The following is a 24,742-nucleotide window of genomic DNA, read 5'->3' as shown; positions in this document are numbered from 1 at the left end:
CAGGAATACGCCCTGGATCAGAGCGGTTCAATGAAGGTCAATTGCCCGCAAAATTAATAGATATTTTCGTCAGCAGGAAAGGTTCCGGACTCCACTTCCGACTTATACGCCTGCAAGGCGTCAATAATCTGACCGTGCAGATGTGCAAAATGCTTCACAAACTTCGGGACAGGTTTCCCGCTCATACCCAGCAGGTCTGTCAGCACAAGTACCTGCCCATCGCATCCCGACCCCGCACCAATTCCAATGGTCGGAATCGTCAGCGCCTTCGAGAGGGTTTCGCCCAGCTCCGCCGGCACACATTCCAGCACGAGTCCAAACGCACCGGCCTGCTCCACCGCCATGGCATCATCCATCAGCTGTCTCGCCTGTTCAGACGTTTTTCCCTGAACCTTATATCCGCCCATTTCCTTAATGCTCTGCGGCGTCAGCCCGATATGTCCAAGCACCGGAATACCGTTTTTCACCAGCGATTCAATCAGCTCGCCGCGAATCGCACCGCCTTCGATTTTCACCGCATCGGCTCGGGCTTCTTTCAAAAAGCGGCCGGCATTTTCCAGCCCCGCGGCCAGCGAAGGCTGATACGACATAAAAGGCATATCTGCAATCACCAGTGCATTCTGAACCCCGCGCGAAACCGCCGCCGTATGATGCACCATTTCATCCATACTCACCGGCAACGTCGTATCATAACCCAACACCGTCATGCCCAGCGAATCGCCTACCAGAACAGCGGGAATACCGGCATCATCCGCCAGCGCACCGGTCAGCGCATCGTAGGCCGTTACCATGGCAATTTTCTGTTCGCCCTTAAGGGCCCTGAGTTTTGAGGCAGTCCATTTCATCCTGAGTTCCTAAATTGCAACGAAGCAGTATGCAGTATGCTTCGTCTACATCATTTCACCAGCGCTCATCAAAAACGCGAAGTCCTTCATCAGGCGCAAGCGACGCCAGAATCTCCACCACCGACTTACTCGCTTCCGGCAGCACCATCTCCGGACGCACATCCGCCAGCGGACGCACCACAAACTCGCGCTCGGCCCAACGGGGATGCGGCACCTCCAACCCACCGCTGTCAATAATCGAGTCGCCGGCATAAATAATATCCACATCAATTGGGCGCGGCGCATTGCGATCCTCAATATTCCGTTCACGTCCCAGCATATGCTCAAGTTTCCCGATATAAGAAAGCCAGCTGGCCAGCGGAAGTTCGCTCTCCACCACCACAATGGAGTTCAAATACGCCATATCCTGATACTCCGGCTTCACATCCACCGGTGTCGTTTCGTAAATCGGGGACTGCGCCGAAAATGTGGTACGCGGAGCCGACAGCAGCAGATTCTTCGCCTGCATCAGCAACCTTTTCCGATTATATAAATTGGACCCCAGACTAAACCCGATCTCCATATTCGACCGTCCCTTCAAAAACATATTCCGCCCCACCGGTCAGCGTGGCCTTATTTCGAAAAAGATCAATTACCAGATCATACCCGCCGGCGCAATGCACAGGAACCGGCAAACTGACCCAACCCTTCTCCGCGGCAATCAATCCAACCGCCGCCGCACCCGTCCCACAGGCCAGCGTTTCCGCCTCAACCCCGCGCTCATAAGTACGCAATATAATCGACCCATCCGCTTCCACCTTCGCAAAATTGGCATTGGTTCCACCCGAACCGAAAAGCGGATGTTCCCGGATTTTTTTTCCCAGAACCTGAACATCAATTTCCGACGGATCATCCACCCAGTCCACCGCGTGCTCCACACCGGTATTCAAAAAATCAAGCGGACGTTCCAGTCCAGCATCCAATCCCAGCTTCAGATCTTTCGGTTCAGTTAAACAAATCCGCACCTGCCGACCCAACACCTGTGCCTCAACCCTGCCAGCACCGGTTTCAATCGTCATGTCCTCTGTCACCAAACCCAAATCAAACGCCCGCCGAGCAATACAGCGCGCCCCGTTGCCGCACATGTCCACCTCTCCGCCGTCTGGATTAATAAACCGCATCCGGAAATCCGCCGTTTCCGAGGGCTGGATCAACAGGACTCCGTCGCAGCCAACGCCGGTCCGGCGCGCAGTCATCTTCTGAATAAACGGCGTATCATCCAGCGGAAACCGAAGCCCGGAATCATCAATCACGATAAAATCATTCCCGGCACCATGCATTTTATGGAAAGAGATATTCATCAGAGTCCCGAAATATTCATATCCCGCGGGGCCTCTACACGGAAACTGAAAGGGATTTGCCACTCTTCGCCCGGCTTAAGCGTGCGAAACCAGCTGATCCGCATCTCATCATCAATCTTCAATGCATCCGTATCCTTAGAATACTTCGGCTCGATCAACTCCACATCCAGCCCTTCACTTCCGGAAATGGGAAGCTGATCCCATACAATGACTTCTTCAGGCACACTGTGCGTATTCTTCACCGTCATGAGATATTCATACGTATGCCGCACCGTTTTCCCGCCGAATCCTTCCTTACTCTGATATTTTTTAATGAGCTTATGCTCCACCTTCATACTTTCATCCGCACCGAGAAAAACCCAGAACTCCTCACCCGGGGCCACCAGCTCCATCTGAGTGGACGTCACAAAGTTTCCATCAAGAAACACATTGGCTTTCCCCTCTAAAAACGGATGCTCACCTGTATTTTCCGCATTCGCTTTCAGGTAAGCCAACGGACTGAGTTTCGGAACCGAGGAATAACGGAAGACCGAAGGCAGTTTCACCGAGGTCACCGCCACACGATGCTCCACATTGTCCGATTCAATATCACTTTGCCCTTTTACTTCAAAAACCACCGATGCCCCCTTGCGCGATACCGAAGACATTCTCTGTTTAATGGGAGCCGGCTGCGCTTCTGCCCACGAGCTCACCTCGCTATCCGAACCGAAAGAGTTCGCAAGCGAAACCTCCGCGCTGCCGGCCAGGTCCGGCAGTGCTTTTGCGGAAAAACTGTAGGCCCGCGATTTTGCCGCACGCGGAGAAGACATACTGATCCGCCATGGATCCAGTTCCGGATGCTGACCGCCGAGACCGGGATTGGCCGTCGAAAGTTTCAGTGCCACACCGCTCCAGTCCTCGCCGGTGCGCTGCCGAACCAGCGCAAAATAGTTTACCTCCATCTCACGCGTTTCCGTATCCACCCGGATATCATAAGCCGGAACCCATTGGGGCCCGCGCACAATATAGGAAAGATGCAGCACCGCATTTTCCGCCCGGTCACTTTCCAGATCCACCTCCACCACACGTCGCGTTTTCCGCTGATGCATCCCGGCATCGCGGATATCCGCATTCACCTTTTCCAGAGCCTTCCGAATACCTTCCAGTTTTTCCCGGGCAAGGCGGCGGCCTTCGTCATACTCCTCGCTTTTGGTGCTGTAGAGCGCCAGCATGCTTTCCCAACTGCCCGGATCGAGCGAAGCGGCCCCTTCCTCTTTTCCCGACGCAGAAGTCACTTTTTTACTGATGGCATTCAGAAATTCCTTCGATGCCTCAAACCGCTCAATTTGCTGCCCGACGCTATCCGCCTCTTTTTCCAGCCGCGCTTTTTCATCTGAAAGCTTTTTCCAGGCTTCTTCCGGAATCTCTTCATAATTTTCGGTTTTGAAACGTACATCGAGCACCACCGCATCTCCAGCGCCCGTCACCTGAATCCCGCGCGAATCAATGGCCTCCGGAAGATGATCAAACCTGATCGTAGAGATCCCCTGCTCCAGCTCCACCTCTGCCGAACGCACCACCAGCGCGCGATCGTTGAACACGGTGACATCCGTCACCTGAGAAGAAACAGCCAGCACCGCAACAGCCAATATATTCATCATAATCTCTCCTGCACCTCAGTTTTCCAATGATTGGAAAAGCCTACCGCAAAAGCTCCGCAGTCTGGAACCAAAAAGGGCCGCCGTTTGGCGACCCTTCAGACTTATTCCAATGACTGATTGATGTTTATCCGCAAAGTGCGAGCAACACCCCCGCAGCCACAGCAGAACCGATCACACCGGCCACATTCGGCCCCATGGCATGCATCAGCAGGAAGTTCTGCGGATTCGCCTCAAGACCCACTTTATTGGAAACACGCGCCGCCATCGGCACCGCGGAAACACCGGCCGAACCGATCAGCGGGTTGATCTGCTCTTTGCTCAGCTTATTCATCAGCTTCGCCAGCAGAACTCCCGCCGCCGTGCCGATACAGAAAGCAATGAGCCCCAGAGCCAGTACGCCGAGCGTCTGCACGTTCAGGAACTTTTCAGCCGCCAGCTTAGAACCGACCGCCAGACCGAGCATGATTGTCACAATATTGATCAATGAATTCTGCGCGGTATCCGAAAGACGATCCACCACCTTACACTCTTTCATCAGGTTGCCGAGCATCAGCATACCGATCAGCGGTGTCGCCGAAGGCAGCAACAGCAGACAGAGAATTAACACCAGCAGCGGGAAGACAATCTTTTCCGTTTTGGTGACATGACGCAGCTGCTTCATTTCAATGGCACGCTCTTCCGGGGTGGTCAGCAGCCGCATAATGGGCGGCTGAATAATCGGTACCAGTGCCATATAAGAGTACGCCGCGACAGCAATCGCCCCCAGCAGGTTTGGCGAAAGACGCGAAGCCAAAAAGATGGCCGTCGGGCCGTCTGCACCACCGATGATACCAATGGCAGCCGAATCCTGCAGCGTAAACATTCCGAATGCACCGCCGAGCCACATGGCACCCAACAGCGCAATAAAGATCCCGAACTGCGCCGCCGCACCCAGCAGAGCGGTCTTCGGATTGGCCAATAGCGGACCGAAGTCCGTCATGGCGCCGACCCCCATAAAGATGAGCAGCGGAAAAACGCCCGACTCCACGCCTACCGTGTAGAAATAATACAGAAAACCACCCGGCTGCCCCGGCATCGGCCCCGCCGCAATTCCGGCCATCGGAATATTGGTCAGAATGGCACCGAAACCAATTGGCAACAGCAGCAGCGGCTCAAAGCCCTTCTTAATGGCCAGAAAAATCAACACCAGCCCCACGATGATCATAATAAACTGACCCGCGCCCTGCGGCAGCGAAGCCGGCGCATGATACCCCTCCGCTTCGGCGTCCTCTACTTCTTGCGCCAACCGATCGAGCCGCTTCTGATCCACACCGTGTGCTTTATGGATCTGCTCCCAGGCCCCATGAAAATGGCCGGCGGCAATTTCCGCATCAACCGTCTTTTCCAGTGCCGCAACATACGCATCGTGCTTTTCCTCCGCCGTCTGCGGATTAAAGAAACGATAAACTCCGGTTTCCCTGCCGAGTTCCATAAAACCTTCGGCAATGGAAATCCCCTTCTCGGTCTTCTCTGCTTCCGCCGGTGCAGCCGCTTCATCTGCAGCCCGCACCCGGGCGGCTCCGCCGAGAACGGCGGCAACGAGAAGCCCTATTGTGATGAATTTCTTCATTTGGATTATTCCCTTCGCTGTGCGCCTTAGTTAATGGATGCCAGAGCTTCGCCGGACGTGACCTGCGCGCCGGCTTCGGCGGCGACCGAGGAAACGGTTCCTGAAACAGAAGCTTTCACTTCAACTTCCATCTTCATGGCTTCGACAATGAAAAGAACATCGCCTTCATTCACTGAGTCACCGACATTTACAAGCACCTTGATCACCTTGGCATTCATCGGAGCAGGAACTTCGGTGGAATCGGCCGTTTCATGAGCAACCGTACCCGTGCCGGAAGTTTCCACTCCATCCTGAATAGCGATGTCATACGATTTTCCGTTAACAATCGCTGCATCGCCTTTAACTTCGACCGCGAACTTTTTGCCGTTGACGGAAACGGTGTAACCGCCGTCACCGCCGGGTTCCGCAGTTTTCTCTTTCGGCATAAGCGATTTTTTACGCACGCCGTTCACCACGGATTTTCCGAGCAGGAAGTCGATCCCCTTCTGTTCACAGCAGGAAGCAATGAAAATATTCTCTTCGGAATGATCGGAAATACCGGCTTCGTCGAGCATTTTTTTGGCGGCATCAATCCCTTTGTTCGGATCGGCGTCATTAAGATCCACCGGATTTTCGGTGGTCGGCTCAAGGCCCATTTTTTCGGAAGCAAGTTTCACCAGTTCCGGATCCGGCTCGCACGGGGTTTTTCCGAAATAGCCGAGGATCATTTTTCCGTAGCCTTCCGCAAATTTTTCCCAAGGACCGAACATCACATTATTGAATGCCTGCTGGAAATAGAACTGCGAAACCGGAGTCACAGACGTTGCAAAACCGCCGCGGCGGACCACTTCGCCCATCGCCTTAATGCAGTCTTCATATTTATCCATCAGATTATTATCGCGCATCATCTGCGTGTTGGCCGTCAGAGCACCACCCGGCATCGGAGACCAGGGAATCAGCGGTTCAACGGCGAGCGCTTCAGGCGGAATAATGTAATCTTCCATACATTCTTTAAAGACGTTGGAAGCTTCCATCATTTTATCGATGTCCACATCGAGCTCGTAATCTTCGCCGCGCAATGCGTGCCAGAGGGTCGCCACATCCGGCTGGCAGGTACCGCCGGAGGCCGGAGCCAGCGAGCAGTCGACCTGATCAGCACCGGCTTTAATCGCTGCCACGTAGCCCATGGTGGCCACACCGGCGGTTTCGTGGGAGTGGAAAGAGATTTTAGTGTCGCCCGGCAGAATTTTACGGGCTTCCAGAATGGTGTCGTAGACTTTTTTCGGTGCCGACGTTCCGGAAGCATCCTTAAAGCAGACGCTGGTGAACGGAATTTCAGCGGCGAGAATATCCTTCAGCGTTTTAATGTAAAATGCAACATCGTGCGCGCCGGAGCAGCCGGGCGGCAGTTCCATCATCGTGACCACCACTTCATGATTGAGGCCGTGCTTCATGATGGATTTTCCGGAGTCGATCAGGTTGTTGACGTCGTTCAGGGCGTCGAAGTTGCGGATCGTGGTCATACCATGCTTTTTGAACATCTTCGCATGCAGGTCGATGATATCGCGCGACTGGGAATCCAGAGAAACCACATTAATACCGCGGGCCAGCGTCTGCAGATCGGCATCCGGGCCGACGGTTTCGCGGAAGGTGTCCATCATATCGAAGGCCGATTCATTACAGTAGAAGAAGGGCGCCTGGAAACGCGCGCCTCCGCCGGCTTCGAAGTGAGTCTGTCCGGCTTCACAGCAGACCTTGACGGCCGGCATGAAGTCTTTGGTAAAAACGCGGGCGCCGTAGACGGACTGGAAGCCGTCGCGGAACGCGGTGTTCATGATATGAATTGTTTTTTTTGCCACAATATTTCTCCTGATTACTTAAAATTAAATACCCATTAACCCCGTTTGGCCCGAATGGCTGCGATAATGGCTGCGACTTCCTCTGAAGGATCTGCAGTTGCCGCTGCAGATGACCTGGTTTCGACCACTTCTTCCGGGAAGAGATGGGCGAATTTTTTGAAGAATCCTGCTGATGCAGCCATCACGGCGATCAACAGAACGAGGAAGACAAACACTGTTGCCATACCGATAACCATCAGGGTGACCCCCTGCATCAGTAGTTCCATCTTTATCATCTCCTTGATTTTGATAAAATGAGCCCCATGTATACGGATTTCCCATTTATATGCCTAGTGAAAAACAGATAAACGCTAGCAATTCCAATTAATAGAACCCAATCTAAATAAAGGATTAATAAAAATGAGTTATCGTATTGAGTGGTTCGATCGGCTGCCCTCCACAAATGCCTATATGAAGGAGTGTTTTTATCAGAATTCTCCCCCGGAAAATGGGACCGTTTTTGCAACCCGCGATCAGACAGCAGGTAGAGGCAGATCCCAGCGTCGCTGGACCTCCGGGCCCGACACCAACCTCTGCTTTTCACTGTTTGTCGAAACCGACTGCCCGCTCATTGAAGTCGCCTCTTCAACCATGGCCGCCGCATTGGGCATCGCCGACTATCTCAACGGCCGGAATATTGCTGCCGCACCCAAATGGCCCAACGACGTACTCGTGGGAACCCGAAAAATCTGCGGCATTCTCTCCGAACGCGTCGATGTGCCAGCCTCACGCGGAATTATTGTGGGAATCGGACTGAATGTGAACATGAGTTCCGAGGAGGCCGCTGCCATTGACCGTCCCGCCACCTCCATGCTGATCGAATCCGGGCGCGCCGGCAACCTGTCCCGGACTCTGGAGGAACTGATTCCCTTTTTAAAGCACTGGATCGAACAGTGGAATGCCGGAGGATTTTCCAGCCTTCGGAACAGCTGGACCGAAAAAGCGGGCCCCATCGGCAAACCGCTTAAAGTACATGACGGAGCATTCTACAAAGAAGGCACACTCGCCGGCTTCGGCAATCACGGCGAATTACTGTTGCAAACTTCCCAGGGATTGGAAACCATCTGGTCGGGAGATGTTTCATGATGATTTCAAAGCATAGGAGTGCGTGCAGCGCCGCAGTGCAGTACCTCTTCATTTCAATATGTATTGTTCTGCTATCCGGTTGCGCAACCAACAGAAAACGCTACCGAATCCCGCGCAGCCAGAAACCGGAGGTGATTCATATGGAAACCACCGGTTATTGCAACTGCGGCAAATGCTGCGGATGGAAACGCAACTGGAAATTTCAGCCGGTTGTCGCCTACGGCCCGAATAAAGGCCAGCCGAAAGCAGTCGGCATCACCGCCGCCGGCACCGAAGCCGGCTGGGGCACCATTGCCGCCGACACCCGCTACTATCCCTTCGGCACAATTATGTATATTCCGGACTACGGCTGGGGCCGCGTTGAAGACATCGGCGGGGCCATCAAAGGCCAGCACATCGATCTCCACTTCCCCTCGCATAAAAAAGCACTGCACTGGGGCCGGGTATGGAAAGACGTCAAAGTCTGGAAACCGCGAGGGTAGAAACAGAACCGAAGCGCCGCTCCGCCGAAAATTGAAAAATACCTGCATTGCATTTCACCGAAAGGGCCCTATAGTAGCGCGTTTTTCGAGGAAATTATGGGAACACCACGCTTAGTCAGAGTAAATGAATTGCTGAAACGCGAAATTGCGGAAGATCTCTACCGTAATTATGCGGGGTCAGATTTCGAAGCCTCCGCGGTAACGGTCACACGGGTTGAATGTGCACCGGACCTGCGCGATGCCAATGTTTATGTCTCCATTTTCGAGCACGAAGATGAACGCGAAGGCATGATCGCCTATCTTAACCGTCACCGGCAGGAAATCATCCGGATGATGGTGAAACGCGTTAAACTCAAATATACTCCCCGCCTTCACTTTATTCTGGATGAATCGCTGGAAGGCGGAGACCATATTCTTGCTATGCTCGACGAAATGGAACGCGAAAATCCGGACGCGTTTAAAGACAGCGAAAAGAACGATGAGAAATCGTAGGCGCCGCGCTCCGGACCCCTACGACGGCATCCTGTTGGTTGATAAACCGACCGACTGGACCTCGCACGACGTGGTGGCAAAAATCCGCAACTATTTCAAACTGAGCAAATGCGGCCACGGCGGAACGCTCGATCCTCTCGCCACCGGCCTGCTGGTACTGCTGATCGGGAAAGGCACCAAACTGTCGGACCGCATCATGAACGGCGACAAGGTATACGAAGGCACTCTGCACCTTGGTGTGACCACCAATACCCAGGATGCCGACGGTGAAATCCTGGATGAAAAAGATGCTTCGCACATCACCCGCGAAATGGTTGAAAAGGTGATTGCTGAAAAATTCATGGGCCCGATTGAGCAGATTCCCCCGATGGTTTCAGCCATCAAAAAGGATGGCGTCCCGCTGTATAAAATGGCGCGTAAAGGGCAGGAAATCGAACGGGAGCCGCGCAAAATCGAGGTCTTTGAATTCGACGTTCTTTCCTTCGAAAATCCGCTGGTGAAATTCCGCGTAAAAAGTACAAAGGGAACCTATGTACGCACGCTTGCCTTCGACATCGGCCAAACACTCGGCGTCGGCGGGAGCCTCGATGCACTGCGCCGGACCGCCTCCGGACCGCTCTCGGTTGACAAAGCCTATACGATGGACGAAATTCTCGCGTGCGACCGCGAGACCCTCTGCGAAAAAATGATCCTTCTGGAAGATTTGATCAAATGAAAATAATCCATGCACTGGAAGAGTTTCACGAAAAAGATACCCCGGTGGTGCTGGCGGCAGGCAGTTTCGACGGCATACACATCGGCCACAGTGCCGTAGTGGAAAAAGCACGCGAACATGCCCGGGCCATCGGCGGCGAAACCTGGGTTTTCACGTTTGACCCGCACCCCGCCAAAATCCTGATGCCCGATCGAGCGCCGCCGCTTATTTTTACAACCGGCCAGCAGAGCCTCTACCTGCAGAAACTCGGTGTCGACGGCTGCATCCTCCAACCGTTCACCGTAGATTTTATGAAACAGGAACCGGTCGATTTCTTTGAGAATCTCTGCACCGCCATTCCTCACCTCTCTGGAATTTCGGTCGGCGAGGACTGGACCTTCGGCCGCAATCGCGCCGGCAATGCAACACTGCTGACCAAACTCTGTACAGAACGCGACATATGGTTTTCCACACTGGCCGAGGTACAATGGAACGGAGAACGGGTCTCCAGCACCCGCATCCGCGAAGCCATCCGCCTCGGCCATCTGGCCGATGCCACGGCCATGCTCGGCCGACCGGTTTCAACCATTGGAAAAGTGGAGCACGGTGAAAAACTCGGACGGCAACTGGGTTTTCCAACTGCCAACATTGATCCGGAAAATGAGATGCTTCCGCCGCGCGGCATTTATGCAGCCCGACTGCGCGTCGGACAAAACCTGTATAACGCCGCGGCCTATATCGGGCATCGAAGAACCTTTCATGAAAATGAGCCGCAGGTGCTGGAAGTGCATCTAATTGATAAAGAAGGACTCGACCTCTACGGCCAGCATGTCGAAGTCAGCTATATTGAATACATCCGTGGCGACGAAGTATTCGAAAACGCCGATGCCTTGAAAAAACAGATCGAAGCTGACATCACCGCCATACGCACAGTCCTCGCCTGATCGCTATCGCCACCGATTAAACAAAAAAAAGGCCGACCCAATGGATCGGCCCGTTTCCGAAGACTGGAAAAAATCAGCCTTCTACACGCGCGATACCATCGGTGGATTCGGCAATACGCTGAAGAATTTCCTCATAACTTTCCGCGGCCAGAAAGGTCGACTTGCTGGGCAGAATAATTTCCGCACGGTCCGGGAAAAGACTCGAATGACGCACTCGCGCACCGGTCATTTCAATAAGGCGTTTATTTTCCGGAACCTGGGAGACGCCGGTGGCCTCGGTATACTCACTGCGTTTTACGGCATAAACTTCAAGAAACATAATCTCTCCTATTTCGTTAGGGATTTTATTTTTTTTGCACTGCAACCCACAGTACGACTAAAATCTCGGTAAGTATTACGCATGCTTATGCCCATGTCCACCCCGAATCCGGCATGCATTCACCCCCCTCAAAACTTGACCTGAATCCCCCATTTCCCTAAGTTCCCCGCTTCATGAGCCCCCTTGTGAAAGCGGGCTTTTTTAGTGGTTATCAGAAAAAAGGCGGAATGATGCGGATCTTCCGATAACCGGATAATTACTAATGGAGATAGTTGCAAAATGTCCAAGACAGTATTGATCGGCTCCCAGTGGGGCGATGAAGGCAAAGGCAAAATTATTGACGTTCTGACCGCTGACGTTGACTGGGTGGTCCGCTACCAAGGCGGCAACAACGCCGGCCACACCGTAAAAATCGGCGATGAAAAATACGTTCTCCACCTCACCCCTTCCGGGATTCTCCGCGAACACTGCAAATGCGTCATCGGCAATGGCCTCGTCGTCGACATCGTCGGCCTGCAGAGCGAACTTTCCGAGCTCGTCGAGCGCGGCATCAAACTTGAAAACCGCCTCTTTATTTCCGACCGCGCTCACATTGTACTGCCCTATCACAAGGCTCTTGACGGCACCAAAGAAGGCAATCTTGAAAAAGGCAAAAAGATCGGCACCACCAAGCGCGGCATCGGCCCCTGCTACATGGATAAAGCCGACCGTATCGGCCTGCGTATCGGCGACATTCTCGAAGCCGATTTCCTCGATCGCGTCCGTACATTAACGGCCGACAAAAATACTATTATTGAATCCCTAGGCGGCGAACCGCTGGATATCGACGAAGTCGTTAAAGACATTTCAGAAGCGGCCGATTATCTGAAACCGTTTATCCGCGACACCATTCCGATGCTTAACGAAGCGGTTAAAAACGACGACGAAATTCTTTTCGAAGGAGCGCAGGGCGTAATGCTCGATGTCGATTTCGGCACGTACCCCTTTGTCACCTCGTCAAGTACCGGTGCCGGCGGCGCCCCGGCCGGTTCCGGCATTGCTCCGGGGGCCATTGATCGCTGCATCGGCATCGTCAAAGCCTACACCACCCGTGTCGGCGAGGGCCCTTTCCCAACCGAACTGTTCGACGATATGGGCATGCATCTCGCCAAAGTCGGCGATGAATTCGGCGCCACCACCGGCCGCCCGCGCCGCTGCGGCTGGTTTGATGCGGTCGTTGCCAAATATTCGGCCATGGTCGGCGGAATCAACGAATGGGCTCTGATGAAACTCGACGTTCTCGATGCTGTTGAAACCATCAAGATCTGCGTAGCCTACGAATGCGACGGCGAACGCATCGACACCGTACCCGCCTCCATCAGCAAGCTGGCACGCTGCAAACCGATCTATGAAGAATTTAAAGGATGGAATACCCCGACCACCGAATGCACCAGCTGGGACGAACTTCCTGAGCAGTGCAGAAAATACGTCGAATACCTCGAAAAGATCACCGGCGTAAACGTCAGCATTCTCTCCGTTGGTCCCAAGCGTTCGAGCACGCTGGTTCTGAATCGCTGATCCGTTTTAGGTTTTAAGTGGCTGAATTAAAAAATAAGGCCGCTTAAAACCTGAACCTTAACCCTTCAAATTCCTTATGGACTTCGACTTAAAATCCCTGGAAAAAATTCCCCGCCACGTCGCCCTCATTATGGATGGCAACGGACGCTGGGCGCAGGAACGCGGGCTGCCGCGGATCGAAGGTCATAAGGAAGGTGCCCAATCCGTCCGCGCCGTATTGCGTGCGGCGGCACAGGCGGGGGTTGAATTCATTACCGTTTATGCCTTCAGCACCGAGAACTGGAAGCGACCGCCGGCTGAAGTGGACGGACTGATGAAACTGCTGATCCATTCACTGAATGAATATGAGCAGGAGCTTCACGATAATAAAATTCGCCTGCGTGTGATGGGGCAGTTTGAACGCCTCCCCTTTCCGGTCCGCATGCGGGTACAGAAAACCATGGATGCCACAGCGCATTATACCGACCATACACTGGTCATTGCGCTGAGCTATGGTTCACGAAATGAAATCACCATGGCCGCCAGGAAAATTGCTGAAAAAGTCCAGGCGGGCACAATGAAGCCCAAGGAGATTAACGAAGAGAGCATAACGAATCATCTATACCTCCCGGACGTTCCCGATCCGGAACTGATGATCCGGACCAGCGGCGAACTGCGGCTGAGCAATTTCCTGCTTTGGCAGCTCTCCTATTCCGAATTTTATATTACTGAAACCTACTGGCCCGATTTCCGGGAAGAACAGTTTTTCCAAGCACTGGAAGCTTTCAACGGACGGGATCGCAGGTATGGTGGAGTCAAGAAACTGTGACCGGAGTTTTGTATGGATAAAAAACGGATCATCATAGGGGTATCAATCGCTTCCGTTCTCGTCTTCCTGATGAGTGTGGTTCCCTCCAGTCATTTTGTCTGTCTGATTGTCCTCTCCGCTGTCTGCGGTGTCGCAACCTGGGAATTCTACAACATGCTTGAAGCCGGCGGCCTGAAAGCGTCTAAAAAATGGGGCACCACCTGCGGGGTCCTGTTTGTGGCCGCTACCTGGCAGTATATGAACAAATTCCCGGTTTTGCCGACGCTGACCGGCAGTAATCTGCCGCACGACACCCTGCTCTGGTCCACTATTCTGCTGGCGGTGGTTTCCATCTTTTTCCGCATACTGGCCTACCCGGATATGCGCGAGGGCCTCGACAATGCTCTGGGCACCCTGCTCGGCTTCATGTATGTGCCGTTTCTCTGGAGTTTTTTCATCCGCGTCTTTCTCAGTGGCGCCCCCTCCGAACCGGCCTGGGCCGGACTTTATCTGCTGGCCTGCATGAAACTGTCGGATTCCGGAGGTTATTTTTTCGGCACAAAATTCGGAAAACATAAACTGTCTCCTGTCATTTCCCCGAACAAAAGCTGGGAGGGCCTGATCGGTGGTATTGTTTTCTGCCTCATCATCAACATTCTGTGGCTGGTTCTCTCTGGCGGAAAACTCGGCGCATTCAGTTTCAATCTGGGCCATGCGCTGATTCTCAGCATCCTGATTCCCATTGTCGGGACGGCCGGCGATCTGGTGGAATCGATGTTTAAACGGGCCGTGGGCGTAAAGGATTCCAACACCATGGTCTATGGTCTGGGCGGTATCCTGGACATGATCGACAGTATTCTGTTTGCCTCTCCCCTGCTCTACATCTTCATGAAATTCGCACTGTCTTAATCTTCACTTTTTCAGTTTAACAAAGGAACCCTCCAATGCTCGGTATCATTTTCATTATCTTCATGATGATCTTCCTGTTCGGAATCACTGTTTTTGTCCACGAATGGGGCCACTTCATCGTTGCTAAAAAATGCGGTCTGAAAGTGGAGGCGTTCTCTATCGGCATGGGTCCGGCCGTCTGGAAAAAAGAGGTCGACGGCATCGTCTATAAAATCGGAGCCCTGCCCATCGGCGGCTATGTCTCACTGCCGCAGCTCGACCCTGCCGGTATGGAAAAGGTACAGGGCGATAACGACGAAACCCCGCGCGAAGAACTGCCCGATGTTTCCCCGTGGGCCAAAATTGCGGTAGCTGTTGCCGGACCGGCCTGCAATATTGTTTTTGCCCTGATCCTCGGCACCGGCGTCATGCTGCTGCCCCAGCAGGAAATTCGCGAAGAGAACGGCGTATTCATTGCAGAAGTAGCCGAAAACAGTCCTGCTTACGCTGCGGGCCTGCGCCCTGGTGACGAAGTCCGCGCGGTGAACGGTACAACGGTAAAAAGCTGGTATGACACTCAGGTGGAAAGTCTGCTCGGCAGCGGAAACGACGGTGATGTTGATTTTGAGGTTTATAATGAAACCGATGGCGAACGAACCCTTCAACTTGCTGTCAACCACCCGGAAGAAAATCCCGAACAGTTGATCGACGGTGTAAAGCAGGCCGAGCCCTGCCAGATTTTTTCTGTGGTTTCCGATATGCCGGCTGCAAAAGCGGGGCTTCAGGCCAACGACCTGATTTATCGAGTGAACGCCACAGTCATTACCGGAATGAATCATTTCCGTGAATTGATTCAGGAAAATCCGGATACGGAAATTGTGATGCATGTTGACCGCGCCGGCGAGAAACTCACCATTCCGGTCGTTCCGGAATACAGCGAAGAAAACGACATGGTCATGATCGGCATTCAGTTCGGCGGCTCACTGGGTCTGCCCTGGACCCTGACCGGAAATCCCTTCAAACAGATCTACAGCGATTCCTCCTCCATTTTCCGTCTGCTCAAAGCATTGGTAACGCCCAGTGAATCCAAACAGGCGGCCAGCGGACTCGGCGGGCCGGTATCCATTTTCCAGATGATCTTTGTTTCCCTGCAGATCGGACTCCTGACCACACTAGGGCTGATCCGTTTCATCAACATCAACCTGGCGGTGCTTAACCTCCTGCCGCTTCCGGTACTCGACGGCGGCCACATCTGCTTTGCCCTATGGGAAGGCATCACCAAACGCAAAGTACACCCCAAACTGGTGGCTTCGCTGGTCAATGTTTTCGCCATCCTGCTGCTGTCCGCCATGGTGATCCTCACCTGGCGCGACTCGGACCGGATCTGGAATATCAGCCGCTTCTTCAAAGGTGATGAGCAGAAAACCGAGCAGGTTGCTGAACCCACGCCGCAAATACCGAAGACGACAGAGCCAGTAGCGAAGTAATATGAAGCGCACCTATAAAAGGCGCCCTTTTTTCGATCCAAGAAACCTGGGCAAAGTCGTTTTCTCACTTTTTATCGTCTTTATTGCGTACAAAATTCTTACCCCGCCCAGCGAAGATACCCTGATTGTGACGTCACCAAACGGCTCCAGAACGGCGCGTCTGAAAACGGAGTTTTATTTCGACCATCAGCCTTCGTATAAAATCTACATCCGCGAACCCGGCCAAAAACACTGGGATACCCTGCATTATATTCCGGCATATACCAATGTTCCGGCAGATGCACACCACCCGGTCATACAATGGTCAGAAAACTCTGCACGCCTTAACTTTGTGATTGGTGGAAGTTCAATCTGGCATCAGACATTTTCGGAATAGAGCAGTCCTGTCGAGCCATACCAATTCCAGCCTCTGGAAAAAAAATGCAAACGCTGTCCATAATAACCCGGATGCTCCGTTCTTGATTATAAGTATGTGCCTTGGCGCACACTTGGGCGGTGTAAGGTTTCCCTCCTCTTTTCCTTACACCGCCTCTCTTTTTTAAATCCTGCTCGCTGCGAAATAATACCGCAGACCGAAATTCGATTATTCCAGGAAATAATTATAATCGCGGGCTTCTTTGGATTCGATGACTTCCATGGCATCTTCAGGACTCATGGCGGAGATTAACCGGTCGCGGATGGCATCGTCAGAAATCATAGAGGAAAGACTGGAGAGCACTTTCAGGTGCATGTCCTTTTTATCCTTCGGGGTAATGATCAGCATAATCAGCTTCACCGGTCCGTCGTCGGGAGCATCAAACTCCAGTCCTTCCCGGCAAATGGCCATGACCCCCTGAATGGCCGGCCCTTTTTCAATATGCCCATGCGGAATAGCGATGCCCTTCCCCATGGCGGTGGACATTTCCTTTTCACGTGCAACGACGGACTGATACAGCTCGTCCTGACTCATATGCTCAACCCGGTGCGTTTTCATCAGAAAAGCGACCATCTGACGGATGGCATCCCACTTATCGAGCGCCCTCAAATTGATCATAATAAATTCCTCGGCCAGAAATTCAACCAGCCGCTGCCGATCCCGGTTTGCTTCTCCCGAACGGGCCAGCGCCGCTTTCGTGGCAAAAGGCCCGATGATTTCAGCCACCGTCACCCCGGCCAGAACAATCGCTCCAACCGCCTGTTTGATATCTTCAGGAACAAAGCCATCATCACTCAGCAAAACCACCAGACCGATAGCAATGCCGGACTGCGGATAAAGCGCATACGACATATTCGTCCACATCCGTTTTGAACATTTCCCGACCATTCCGCCGATAGCCGCCCCCAGCGTTTTTCCCAGCATCCGCGATCCGATATAAACCATGGCCACCAGCCCTACCGCCAGCAGCGCATCGAGATGCAGGGAGACCCCGGCCAGCGTAAAAAATATGACGTACAGCGTCGGCTCCAACGGGGTGAGCGTACCCAGCTGCTTTTCCGCCACTTCTGAACTATTCCCCAAATAGACTCCGAAAAACAGACAGACCAGCAGCGGACTGAGGGTCAGGTAGGCTGCCAATCCATCCAGTAGCATGATCGCCAGCAGGATCGTGGTAAAATCATGAAATTTAGGTTTTGAAACCAGAAATTTAGTCATCCACCCCATCCCCAGGCCCAGCACCACAGCACCCAGAAGATGATAGCCCGACAAAATCAGTGCATCATCGATTTTTCCGATGGTTTCCCCGCTCTCGAAATACGCGGAGACAAATGTGCGCATCATTACAAAAATCAAGATACAGAGTATATTGTTCAGCGCCACAGCCGAAATAAGCGTCTTCACAAACGGCCCTTTGGCACGCGACTCACGGATAAGCGCAATCGTGGTGGCCGGTGCTGTGGAAGCGGCAATCCCTCCGAGCAGCAGCGTGGTCGGCCAGTCCATTCCGAATATTTTACCCGCACAGATCACAGTGATGACCGAAAACGTCACCTCAAACACCGAAATTGAAATGATGCGTCGCAGTGAATTATGAATCCGGCGATACGACAGGTGACCACCGATACTCACAGCCACCAGACTCATGGCAAACGTCGCGATCGGTTGCAGGTCATCGAGCTGTTCATGGGTTCCGATCAGCCCCATGCAGGTGGGACCAATAATAATTCCACCGAGAATATTTCCGGTCACATGCGGCAGTTTCAGAAATTTTCCGAAAAAATCGCCCGTAAAACCGGCAAGAATCAATATCCCGACGACAAGAAAAGGACTCAGGTGTCCCGAATTATGTAAAATCGAATCAAAAATCTGCTGTAATGCTTCCACGCTGGTCCCTTCGTAAACTGCACGCTCTGCGTATTGCGTTCAATTTTGGCAGACCCCACCCCGACAGACAAGCAATCAATATATGATCTAAACAGCAACTTCTTCCGCAACGGCGGTTGCGGCTCAACCGCACCACTGCCGCTTAGTTCGTTGGTCGGATATCCAGCACCTGCAGTTGCAGCGTAGTATTCCCCATCCAGCAGTTTTCCTTGAGTACGAAAGCAACATCCACTCTTCCGGGCGGCAGGTCTTCGAGTGGAAAATTGAAAGCGATTGCATCAAATTTACACCCCTTTGAAACGAGCGAAAGTTTCAGATGATTTTCTCCGACTACACGCGGCGAACCTGAAACCGACATTTTTTCCATCGCCCAGACCGGTTCAGGATTATCCTGCCCGAACGGCCGGAGCTTTTTCATTTCGCAGTAAAATTCCTGATTAACATCCCGCGGTTCCAGAACAGCATCAATAGGCTGAACCGGAGTCAGATCCACGTTTTCCAGCGATTGGAAAACCGCACGGTTAAACTGTTCTTTGAAATCATCCAGCTTCCCGGGTTTCACTTCCAGCCCGGCCGCCATTTTATGCCCGCCGAATTTACTGAGCAGATCCGCACAGGCCTGCAGGCCATCGAGCATGTTATACTCCGCAATACTTCGGCACGATCCACGTGCATGCCCTTCCTCTTCGATCCCCATGATAATGGCCGGGCGGTTATAATGCCGGGACACCCGCGAAGCCACAATTCCGACAACGCCCGGATGCCATCCCTCACGGGCCACCACCAGACCGAAATGTTTTTCAGGATCAAAATACGTGTCGATTTCTTCAAAAGCCGCATCAGCCATTTCCCGTTCAATTTTCCGACGCTCCGCATTGGTTTCATCAAGAACCCGGGCAATCCGCTGTGCCTGTGCCGAATCCGGAGTAATCAGCAAAGAAAGCGCCTCCATCGGCTGGCCGATCCGTCCCGAAGCGTTGATACGCGGCCCGAGCTGAAATCCAAGATGATAGGTTTCGAGTTCCCCTTTCACTCCCGCAACATTTTTCAGAGCCTCCAACCCCGGCCATCGCGTCCGAGCCAACTGGGTCAGGCCGTGGCGGACCAAAATCCGGTTTTCCTCCCGAAGCGGAACAATATCCGCAACGGTTCCCAACGAAACAATATCGAGATATTCACGCAGCTCGAGTACAGCGGCCGCCGCATCGCCGAGTTCGCGGCCGCGTTTCACCAGCGCATGCGCCAGTTTAAAAGCCACACCAACGCCCGAGAGCATTTCCAACGACTTAACTGTTCCCAATTTTGGATTAATGAGCGCAAACGCCGGAGCTGTCTCCTCACCGGGTTCATGATGATCGGTCACGATCACATCCACTCCCCTAGTCTGAGCCATCCGGACACTGTCCACCGAATTGACTCCGCAATCGACCGATACCACCACAGATGATCCATGCTCGGAAATGCAGCGCTCCAGAGCCTGGACAGACAGTCCATAGCCTTCATCGAGCCGGTCCGGAATAAACGGCTTAACATTTGCGCCCAGCGCCACAAAAATGCGGGTAAGCAAGGCCGCTGATGTGACTCCGTCGACATCATAGTCTCCGAAAACCGTAATGATCTCTCCGCCCTGAAAGGCCTTCCAAAGTCTGGAAACCGCTTTCTCCATATCGGGCAGTAAAAAGGGATCAGACAATCCGGAAAGTTTCGGATGCAGAAACCTCTCAACCATCTCCGGCGTGTGGAAACCACGTAATGCAAGCACACGGGCCAACGGCAACGGAAGTTCCGACTGCAGACTGAGTTTCCGGACCGTTTCCTCATCAACCGGCCGAATTTTCCAATGTCTGAAAGAGAAGCTCACTCGGAATCCGCCGGAATTTGACGGCCGGCCGTGAGAAACCGGCTGACGAACGCTTTGACCAGAATCTTCAGATCCTCATAGAGCGAACGAATGTGCGCATACCATAGGGCATCGGTGAGCAGATCGGAATCGTGGTTGTAATCGCGGTAGCAGAACACGCCGGGGTAGTAACGCTTGAGCTGCTTCACGACAGCATCATCCTTGGGATGACGCAGCGGCGGCTGTCCGCACAGAAACATGCGGCCGCGAAGCACCAGTATTATGAGCGGAAAACGGTCGAGCGACAACGCTCGGAAAATACGATATAGCAATGATTTGCGGTTCGCTATTTTCCCAAAAATCAGCAACGAGATATATCCCGTGTGCGGATCATGAAAAAGCTCCCGGCGGAATGCGGCAACTCCAGATAATTTAATAAAGGGGTACAGCACCAGAAACGGAATGAACTGCAATGCAGCCAGCACCAATGCCACACACCACAACACCGTCAACCGCACCACATCTTCGGTCATCAGTTCAGGCCGGTTCCGGGCAACCAGCCACGAATCATCAATCTGAATAAAAGCACCATCCGCGGGATCAATCACCCGGTTTCCCGCCACAATTTTGTTTCGGATTTCGAGATTCCGACCAATATATGTATCCTCCAGAACAAGGCAGTTGGACAGCTCACTGAAGGCATCCACGATAACATGATTGGCCACAAGTGCATTGGGTCCAACCGTCGTCATGGCCCCGAATCGGCAATCGTCCCCCACAATAATCGGTGCCCGCAGGTAACTCGATGGCGGCGTCCGGACATTGAACCCGACAGAAGATTGATCCGCCGTTGCAAACCCCGCTGTAACGTAGCGCGTGAATTCACCCGAAACCATTTTCATATTGATGTCAAAATAATCGCCGACAGTTCCAATGACGAAGGGATGAACATGTATTGCCTCAAGCCCGCGGCCGGGTGCCTCAAAGCCATCCAGCAACCGGCTCACATCATCCCCGTTTTGACCATAGAGAAAATACGGCAGATTTCCGAAATCGTTGCGACAGGCCGTAAGTTCTCGGAAGCGCTCCGGACGGAATGCCTGGCGCCGACGCATAAAGAAAGGTCCACCAAAATAGAGCAGTCCCTTTTTCCAATAGCTGGAAATCGAGCGCAGATAATCCACAGGGGTCTCGGTGCTGCGCGCAAAAACATATTCCACGCTGACATTCCACCGGGTGCCGGACCCCACATACTGCTCCACCTCTTCCGCGCCGTCGTGCAGTACAATATGGACCGATCTGATGTGCTGTTCGGTGCAGGCCTCCAGCCAGTAATCAATCAGCGGCCGGTTCGCAATGGGCAGCAGCACCCACGGCTTTTCGCTGATATCCCCTGCCCATGCGCAGGGAATAGAGGTGTTGATTACGGCAATCATCGACCAGCACTCTATTCAAAACCTTTAATGGCATCTTCCACGGATTCATAGATCTCAAACACCTTGTATGCCCGTGTAATCTCAAAGACCATCCGTGGTTTCTTCTGCAGATTGGCAATCTTCATATCGCCTCCCTGCTCCGTGATCCGCTTCAGCACCGCAATCAGCGTACCCAGTCCGGCGGAATCCATAAAATCCACTTCCGCCAGATCAATCACATAATTCTTCACTTCCGTCTCCGCCATGGACCAGTGATTAAACTGATCGCGGAAAGCATCCACCGTTGCCGCCGTAAGCGCTTTACTGACCTGTATAACCCCAATTCCATCCTGCTTCTCGCAATTCACCAACATAACGCAAGTACCTCCCTAATATGCCCCTCGACCGAATAATACAGCGGGGATGGTTTTCAACATGATTATGACATCTTTAAATAAGCTCTGGCTCTGGATATACTGCATATCCAGGCCGACCTGTTCGTTAAACGGAACATCCGCTCGGCCGCCGATCTGCCAAAGGCACGTCAGCCCTGGCTTTACGTGCAAACGCTTGCGTTCCGCCAGTGTGTATTTGCGCACTTCCTCCGGTAACGGCGGCCGGGGGCCGACCAATGAAAGGTCCCCGATGAGCACATTGAAAAACTGCGGAATTTCATCCAAGCTCGAACGGCGGAGAAAGCGACCGCCCTTCAGAATGCGCGGATCGTTCTTCATTTTGAATGTAACGCTATTGCCCGATTCATTCTGATTTTCAAGTTCTTGGCGCAGTTCATCAGCGTTCCGAACCATGGTTCGGAATTTATAGAACCGGAATTCGCGGCCGTTTAATCCTACACGTTTCTGCATGTAGATCACCGGAAAACCGTCCTCCACCAGGATACAGAGCGACACCAGAAAAAACACGGGCATCAGAACAAGAATTGCCACAATACTTCCCAGAATATCCACCGCCCGTTTTACCACCAACAGACTGCGCAGCATCCCCTCCCAGACCAGCAGACGTGAACGCTGTTTAAACTTGAGAATATGTGCATCGGCTTTGGTGATCGGAATATCCATCCGGTCAAACAGCTCCCGACGGGCTCTGTATACGGGACGCTCCATTAATCCCGTTCCTCGTCCACAATGGTGCAATAGGTCAGATTCTGCGTCTGAATGCGATACCGTTCAATCCGGTCGGTAATGGTGTTGGTTATGGCCAGTCCGCGCCCCCGCTCGCCCATGTAGGAATCATCGAGCTCCCGATTCAGTGCTTCCTCCAGATCCCATTCCGCGCCTTCGTCGCGCAATACGAGCTGACAGGTTTTTCCATCGACGCGAATCTGCAGCCAGAAAGAATCCTCCTCCCCCAACCCGCTGTGGTCCACGAGGTTCGCTCCCAGCTCCATCACCAGCAGCCGCAGCATGGCCGCGGTGTTCGCTGAGATCCCGACCGCGGTCACGGCGGCTTCGGATTGGCGGGCAACTTCGGAAACCAGATAAATATTCCTCGGAACAGTTTGTTCAAGCACAATGCGCCGGGGATCAAGCATGTGAATCGATATGGCCGTGCAATCGTCGGCCGCAATATCAAAATCAAACCCCTCCAGCTCGCGCAGCAGTCGCACCGCCTTATTGGGATGCTCCGGCTGAGAGACCACCTTCTGATAGGTTTTCTTCATGAAATCGCCGCATTCTTCTCCACTTTCGCGATGGCGCGCTTCCATGAGACCATCGGTGTAAAGAAGGAGAAAAGAATTCCCCTCATCCTGAATAACAACCTCATCCTCTTCCGTATACGGACGTTCCGGACCAAATGGAAACCCTACGGGAGCACCTCCGCCCTCACCTTCACGGCCGAGGCTGACGTATTCGCCGTCGCGGATCAGCACCGGGTTAGGATGACCGCAGTTCATACACCGCCACTCCAGCGTTTCCGCATCATGAATGGCCATAAACAAGGTTGCAAAATAGGAGGGATTATCAATCCGCCGACGGAACATCATATTCAGCGCATTGCAGACTGCTGCCGGACCCCGGTCAGCATACCGATGAATCATTTCGCTGGCCGTCGCTTTCAACAACGATGAAATCATCGCCGGCGCAACCCCATGACCGGACACATCAGCCACATAGACCGCATGCTTTCCATTCGGCAGTGAAATGATATCAAATGCATCGCCCCCCACGTCCATGCAGGGTTCATAGGCAATGCGGACTTCAAAACGATGTGAAAAATGAGGAATATCGGAAAAGAGCGACCGCTGAATGGCCCCGGCCAATGAAAGATCACGCGAAACACGTTTATTCCAGATGGTGATTTCATCATTACTTTTTTTCAACGCCAGCGCATTGCCGACCCGCAACACCAACTCACGGGGATTAAACGGTTTACGAATGTAATCCATCGCACCGAGTTCAAAACCGGTTTCGATGTCTTCAATTTTCGATTTCGCCGTCACCATGATCACCGGTATATGCGATGTACGCGGCTCCTTGCGCAGCAAATCACAAAGCTCAAAACCATTCATCCCCGGCATAATTACATCGACCAGAATAAGGTCCGGGGCCTGACGGACCGCAATGTCACACGCAGTCAGGCCGTCAACAGCATCAGAAACCTCACACCCTCTGGCTTCCAACAGTTTTCGAAGATAGAGCCGGTTTGGCAATTCATCGTCCACCACAAGCACACGGCCCGACAACTGTTGAGCCAGCCTGGAGGTAGGGAGATCCTGCATATTATCCTTGGATACGGAAATCATTCGGCATTAACCAGATTTTTCATCCAGTCTGCGAGCGCCGAGACCAACCGCCGGGCATCTGAAAGCCGGTCTTCTTTTGCACAGTTTTCAATTTCGAGGCCCAGCACGGAAATTTCGGGAAGACCGATCGTCCCCCCCATGCCTTTAATAGAATGAGCAGCCATGCGGACCATCTCGGTATTTTTTTGATCGAGCCCTTCCTGCAACTCTCCAGACAAACGGTGAAGCTCATCCACAAAAACCTCAATCAGCTCATCATCCACTTCATCGGTATCGACAACAAACTGGCTTTTTCGTGCTTCGAGCTCAGGAATCAATTCTTTTACCCAGGTTGTATTTCCCTGTATCTGCGCCATGTTTTTCTCCGCTTATAA

The 24,742-nt window shown here is 52.9% G+C and carries 25 protein-coding genes; 10 read left to right on the top strand and 15 right to left on the bottom strand.

Annotation, left to right across the window (positions count from 1 at the left end; all coding sequences use genetic code 11):
• Positions 1-53: 53 nt before the first annotated feature.
• The 7 genes from panB to P9H32_RS00825 all read right to left on the bottom strand — a co-directional run bounded on the left by panB (position 54) and on the right by P9H32_RS00825 (position 7,538).
• Entirely contained in the window at positions 54-845 is a 792-nt protein-coding gene (gene panB, locus P9H32_RS00855; RefSeq protein ID WP_322606966.1) for a 3-methyl-2-oxobutanoate hydroxymethyltransferase, read from the bottom strand.
• A 55-nt stretch (positions 846-900) separates the two neighbouring features.
• Entirely contained in the window at positions 901-1,407 is a 507-nt protein-coding gene (gene folK, locus P9H32_RS00850; protein ID WP_322606965.1) for a 2-amino-4-hydroxy-6-hydroxymethyldihydropteridine diphosphokinase, read from the bottom strand.
• Positions 1,391-2,185 carry a diaminopimelate epimerase gene (gene dapF, locus P9H32_RS00845; RefSeq protein WP_322606964.1) on the bottom strand — a complete coding sequence of 265 codons (795 nt, stop codon included), beginning with the start codon at positions 2,183-2,185 and terminating at the stop codon, positions 1,391-1,393. Before dapF ends, folK begins: the two co-directional genes overlap by 17 nt.
• Complete coding sequence (locus P9H32_RS00840; protein ID WP_322606963.1) at positions 2,185-3,825, bottom strand: mucoidy inhibitor MuiA family protein; 1,641 nt, start codon at positions 3,823-3,825, stop codon at positions 2,185-2,187. Before P9H32_RS00840 ends, dapF begins: the two co-directional genes overlap by 1 nt.
• A 124-nt stretch (positions 3,826-3,949) precedes the next feature.
• Entirely contained in the window at positions 3,950-5,056 is a 1,107-nt protein-coding gene (locus tag P9H32_RS00835; protein ID WP_348534453.1) for a sodium ion-translocating decarboxylase subunit beta, read from the bottom strand.
• A gap of 404 nt (positions 5,057-5,460) precedes the next feature.
• Complete coding sequence (locus P9H32_RS00830) at positions 5,461-7,272, bottom strand: biotin/lipoyl-containing protein (protein WP_322606961.1); 1,812 nt, start codon at positions 7,270-7,272, stop codon at positions 5,461-5,463.
• Between the two features lie 35 nt (positions 7,273-7,307).
• Complete coding sequence (locus tag P9H32_RS00825; protein ID WP_322606960.1) at positions 7,308-7,538, bottom strand: OadG family protein; 231 nt, start codon at positions 7,536-7,538, stop codon at positions 7,308-7,310.
• 133 nt (positions 7,539-7,671) lie between these two features.
• Between P9H32_RS00825 and P9H32_RS00820 the strand changes: the two genes are divergently transcribed.
• From P9H32_RS00820 to ribF, 5 genes are all read left to right on the top strand, one after another.
• Positions 7,672-8,397 carry a biotin--[acetyl-CoA-carboxylase] ligase gene (locus tag P9H32_RS00820; protein WP_322606959.1) on the top strand — a complete coding sequence of 242 codons (726 nt, stop codon included), beginning with the start codon at positions 7,672-7,674 and terminating at the stop codon, positions 8,395-8,397.
• The gene (locus tag P9H32_RS00815; RefSeq protein ID WP_322606958.1) at positions 8,394-8,879 is read left to right on the top strand and encodes a 3D domain-containing protein; all 486 of its coding nucleotides are present in this window, start codon (positions 8,394-8,396) and stop codon (positions 8,877-8,879) included. The genes P9H32_RS00820 and P9H32_RS00815 overlap by 4 nt, the downstream gene beginning before the upstream one ends.
• Before the next feature lie 96 nt (positions 8,880-8,975).
• Entirely contained in the window at positions 8,976-9,371 is a 396-nt protein-coding gene (gene rbfA, locus P9H32_RS00810; RefSeq protein ID WP_322606957.1) for a 30S ribosome-binding factor RbfA, read from the top strand.
• Positions 9,358-10,086: a tRNA pseudouridine(55) synthase TruB gene (truB, locus tag P9H32_RS00805; RefSeq protein WP_322606956.1), complete on the top strand. Its 729-nt coding sequence runs from the start codon at positions 9,358-9,360 to the stop codon at positions 10,084-10,086. The genes rbfA and truB overlap by 14 nt, the downstream gene beginning before the upstream one ends.
• Entirely contained in the window at positions 10,083-11,009 is a 927-nt protein-coding gene (gene ribF, locus P9H32_RS00800) for a riboflavin biosynthesis protein RibF (RefSeq protein ID WP_322606955.1), read from the top strand. Before truB ends, ribF begins: the two co-directional genes overlap by 4 nt.
• A 73-nt stretch (positions 11,010-11,082) precedes the next feature.
• On the opposite strand, the gene P9H32_RS00795 is transcribed toward ribF, so the two are convergent.
• On the bottom strand, positions 11,083-11,328 hold the full coding sequence (locus tag P9H32_RS00795) for a hypothetical protein (protein WP_322606954.1): 246 nt from the start codon (positions 11,326-11,328) through the stop codon (positions 11,083-11,085).
• A 279-nt stretch (positions 11,329-11,607) separates the two neighbouring features.
• Between P9H32_RS00795 and P9H32_RS00790 the strand changes: the two genes are divergently transcribed.
• The 5 genes from P9H32_RS00790 to P9H32_RS00770 all read left to right on the top strand — a co-directional run bounded on the left by P9H32_RS00790 (position 11,608) and on the right by P9H32_RS00770 (position 16,423).
• Positions 11,608-12,885, top strand: coding sequence for an adenylosuccinate synthase (locus P9H32_RS00790; protein ID WP_322606953.1), 1,278 nt, complete (start codon positions 11,608-11,610; stop codon positions 12,883-12,885).
• 76 nt (positions 12,886-12,961) lie between these two features.
• The gene (gene uppS, locus P9H32_RS00785; protein WP_322606952.1) at positions 12,962-13,693 is read left to right on the top strand and encodes an undecaprenyl pyrophosphate synthase; all 732 of its coding nucleotides are present in this window, start codon (positions 12,962-12,964) and stop codon (positions 13,691-13,693) included.
• Positions 13,694-13,705: 12 nt separating this feature from the next.
• Entirely contained in the window at positions 13,706-14,581 is an 876-nt protein-coding gene (locus tag P9H32_RS00780) for a phosphatidate cytidylyltransferase (RefSeq protein ID WP_322606951.1), read from the top strand.
• A gap of 35 nt (positions 14,582-14,616) precedes the next feature.
• A complete protein-coding gene (gene rseP / locus P9H32_RS00775) occupies positions 14,617-16,047 on the top strand; it encodes an RIP metalloprotease RseP (protein WP_322606950.1) in 1,431 nt (476 codons plus the stop codon).
• Between the two features lies 1 nt (position 16,048).
• On the top strand, positions 16,049-16,423 hold the full coding sequence (locus P9H32_RS00770) for a hypothetical protein (RefSeq protein ID WP_322606949.1): 375 nt from the start codon (positions 16,049-16,051) through the stop codon (positions 16,421-16,423).
• Between the two features lie 207 nt (positions 16,424-16,630).
• Here P9H32_RS00770 and P9H32_RS00765 read toward each other — a convergent pair whose 3' ends face one another.
• The 7 genes from P9H32_RS00765 to P9H32_RS00735 all read right to left on the bottom strand — a co-directional run bounded on the left by P9H32_RS00765 (position 16,631) and on the right by P9H32_RS00735 (position 24,724).
• Positions 16,631-18,349, bottom strand: coding sequence for a PTS sugar transporter subunit IIA (locus tag P9H32_RS00765; protein ID WP_322606948.1), 1,719 nt, complete (start codon positions 18,347-18,349; stop codon positions 16,631-16,633).
• Positions 18,350-18,491: 142 nt separating this feature from the next.
• Positions 18,492-20,210 carry a single-stranded-DNA-specific exonuclease RecJ gene (gene recJ, locus P9H32_RS00760; protein WP_322606947.1) on the bottom strand — a complete coding sequence of 573 codons (1,719 nt, stop codon included), beginning with the start codon at positions 20,208-20,210 and terminating at the stop codon, positions 18,492-18,494.
• Positions 20,207-21,625, bottom strand: coding sequence for an NDP-sugar synthase (locus P9H32_RS00755; RefSeq protein WP_322606946.1), 1,419 nt, complete (start codon positions 21,623-21,625; stop codon positions 20,207-20,209). The genes recJ and P9H32_RS00755 overlap by 4 nt, the downstream gene beginning before the upstream one ends.
• A gap of 11 nt (positions 21,626-21,636) precedes the next feature.
• The gene (locus P9H32_RS00750; RefSeq protein ID WP_322606945.1) at positions 21,637-21,978 is read right to left on the bottom strand and encodes an STAS domain-containing protein; all 342 of its coding nucleotides are present in this window, start codon (positions 21,976-21,978) and stop codon (positions 21,637-21,639) included.
• A 15-nt stretch (positions 21,979-21,993) separates the two neighbouring features.
• Complete coding sequence (locus P9H32_RS00745) at positions 21,994-22,728, bottom strand: sugar transferase (protein ID WP_322606944.1); 735 nt, start codon at positions 22,726-22,728, stop codon at positions 21,994-21,996.
• Positions 22,728-24,344 (bottom strand): ATP-binding SpoIIE family protein phosphatase, encoded by a 1,617-nt coding sequence (locus P9H32_RS00740; protein ID WP_322606943.1) that lies wholly within the window; start codon positions 24,342-24,344, stop codon positions 22,728-22,730. The genes P9H32_RS00745 and P9H32_RS00740 overlap by 1 nt, the downstream gene beginning before the upstream one ends.
• Before the next feature lie 20 nt (positions 24,345-24,364).
• The gene (locus tag P9H32_RS00735; protein WP_322606942.1) at positions 24,365-24,724 is read right to left on the bottom strand and encodes an Hpt domain-containing protein; all 360 of its coding nucleotides are present in this window, start codon (positions 24,722-24,724) and stop codon (positions 24,365-24,367) included.
• Positions 24,725-24,742 lie beyond the last annotated feature (18 nt).

Source organism: Pontiella agarivorans (assembly GCF_034531395.1).
In the GTDB taxonomy this organism is placed as follows: Bacteria; Verrucomicrobiota; Kiritimatiellia; order Kiritimatiellales; family Pontiellaceae; genus Pontiella; species Pontiella agarivorans.
This window is presented reverse-complemented; position numbering and strand designations above follow the sequence as displayed.

Bases quoted from the DNA above. Each gene is read 5' to 3' on its own strand.
- P9H32_RS00820 (WP_322606959.1), top strand. From the start codon at position 7,672: ATGAGTTATCGTATTGAGTGGTTCGATCGGCTGCCCTCCACAAATGCC.
- folK (WP_322606965.1), bottom strand. From the start codon at position 1,407: ATGGAGATCGGGTTTAGTCTGGGGTCCAATTTATATAATCGGAAAAGG.
- dapF (WP_322606964.1), bottom strand. From the start codon at position 2,185: ATGAATATCTCTTTCCATAAAATGCATGGTGCCGGGAATGATTTTATC.
- P9H32_RS00755 (WP_322606946.1), bottom strand. From the start codon at position 21,625: ATGATTGCCGTAATCAACACCTCTATTCCCTGCGCATGGGCAGGGGAT.
- P9H32_RS00740 (WP_322606943.1), bottom strand. From the start codon at position 24,344: ATGCAGGATCTCCCTACCTCCAGGCTGGCTCAACAGTTGTCGGGCCGT.
- rseP (WP_322606950.1), top strand. From the start codon at position 14,617: ATGCTCGGTATCATTTTCATTATCTTCATGATGATCTTCCTGTTCGGA.
- P9H32_RS00840 (WP_322606963.1), bottom strand. From the start codon at position 3,825: ATGATGAATATATTGGCTGTTGCGGTGCTGGCTGTTTCTTCTCAGGTG.
- ribF (WP_322606955.1), top strand. From the start codon at position 10,083: ATGAAAATAATCCATGCACTGGAAGAGTTTCACGAAAAAGATACCCCG.
- P9H32_RS00735 (WP_322606942.1), bottom strand. From the start codon at position 24,724: ATGGCGCAGATACAGGGAAATACAACCTGGGTAAAAGAATTGATTCCT.
- P9H32_RS00745 (WP_322606944.1), bottom strand. From the start codon at position 22,728: ATGGAGCGTCCCGTATACAGAGCCCGTCGGGAGCTGTTTGACCGGATG.
- P9H32_RS00750 (WP_322606945.1), bottom strand. From the start codon at position 21,978: ATGTTGGTGAATTGCGAGAAGCAGGATGGAATTGGGGTTATACAGGTC.
- P9H32_RS00795 (WP_322606954.1), bottom strand. From the start codon at position 11,328: ATGTTTCTTGAAGTTTATGCCGTAAAACGCAGTGAGTATACCGAGGCC.
- P9H32_RS00780 (WP_322606951.1), top strand. From the start codon at position 13,706: ATGGATAAAAAACGGATCATCATAGGGGTATCAATCGCTTCCGTTCTC.
- P9H32_RS00770 (WP_322606949.1), top strand. From the start codon at position 16,049: ATGAAGCGCACCTATAAAAGGCGCCCTTTTTTCGATCCAAGAAACCTG.
- rbfA (WP_322606957.1), top strand. From the start codon at position 8,976: ATGGGAACACCACGCTTAGTCAGAGTAAATGAATTGCTGAAACGCGAA.
- panB (WP_322606966.1), bottom strand. From the start codon at position 845: ATGAAATGGACTGCCTCAAAACTCAGGGCCCTTAAGGGCGAACAGAAA.
- P9H32_RS00790 (WP_322606953.1), top strand. From the start codon at position 11,608: ATGTCCAAGACAGTATTGATCGGCTCCCAGTGGGGCGATGAAGGCAAA.
- truB (WP_322606956.1), top strand. From the start codon at position 9,358: ATGAGAAATCGTAGGCGCCGCGCTCCGGACCCCTACGACGGCATCCTG.
- P9H32_RS00815 (WP_322606958.1), top strand. From the start codon at position 8,394: ATGATGATTTCAAAGCATAGGAGTGCGTGCAGCGCCGCAGTGCAGTAC.
- uppS (WP_322606952.1), top strand. From the start codon at position 12,962: ATGGACTTCGACTTAAAATCCCTGGAAAAAATTCCCCGCCACGTCGCC.
- P9H32_RS00825 (WP_322606960.1), bottom strand. From the start codon at position 7,538: ATGGAACTACTGATGCAGGGGGTCACCCTGATGGTTATCGGTATGGCA.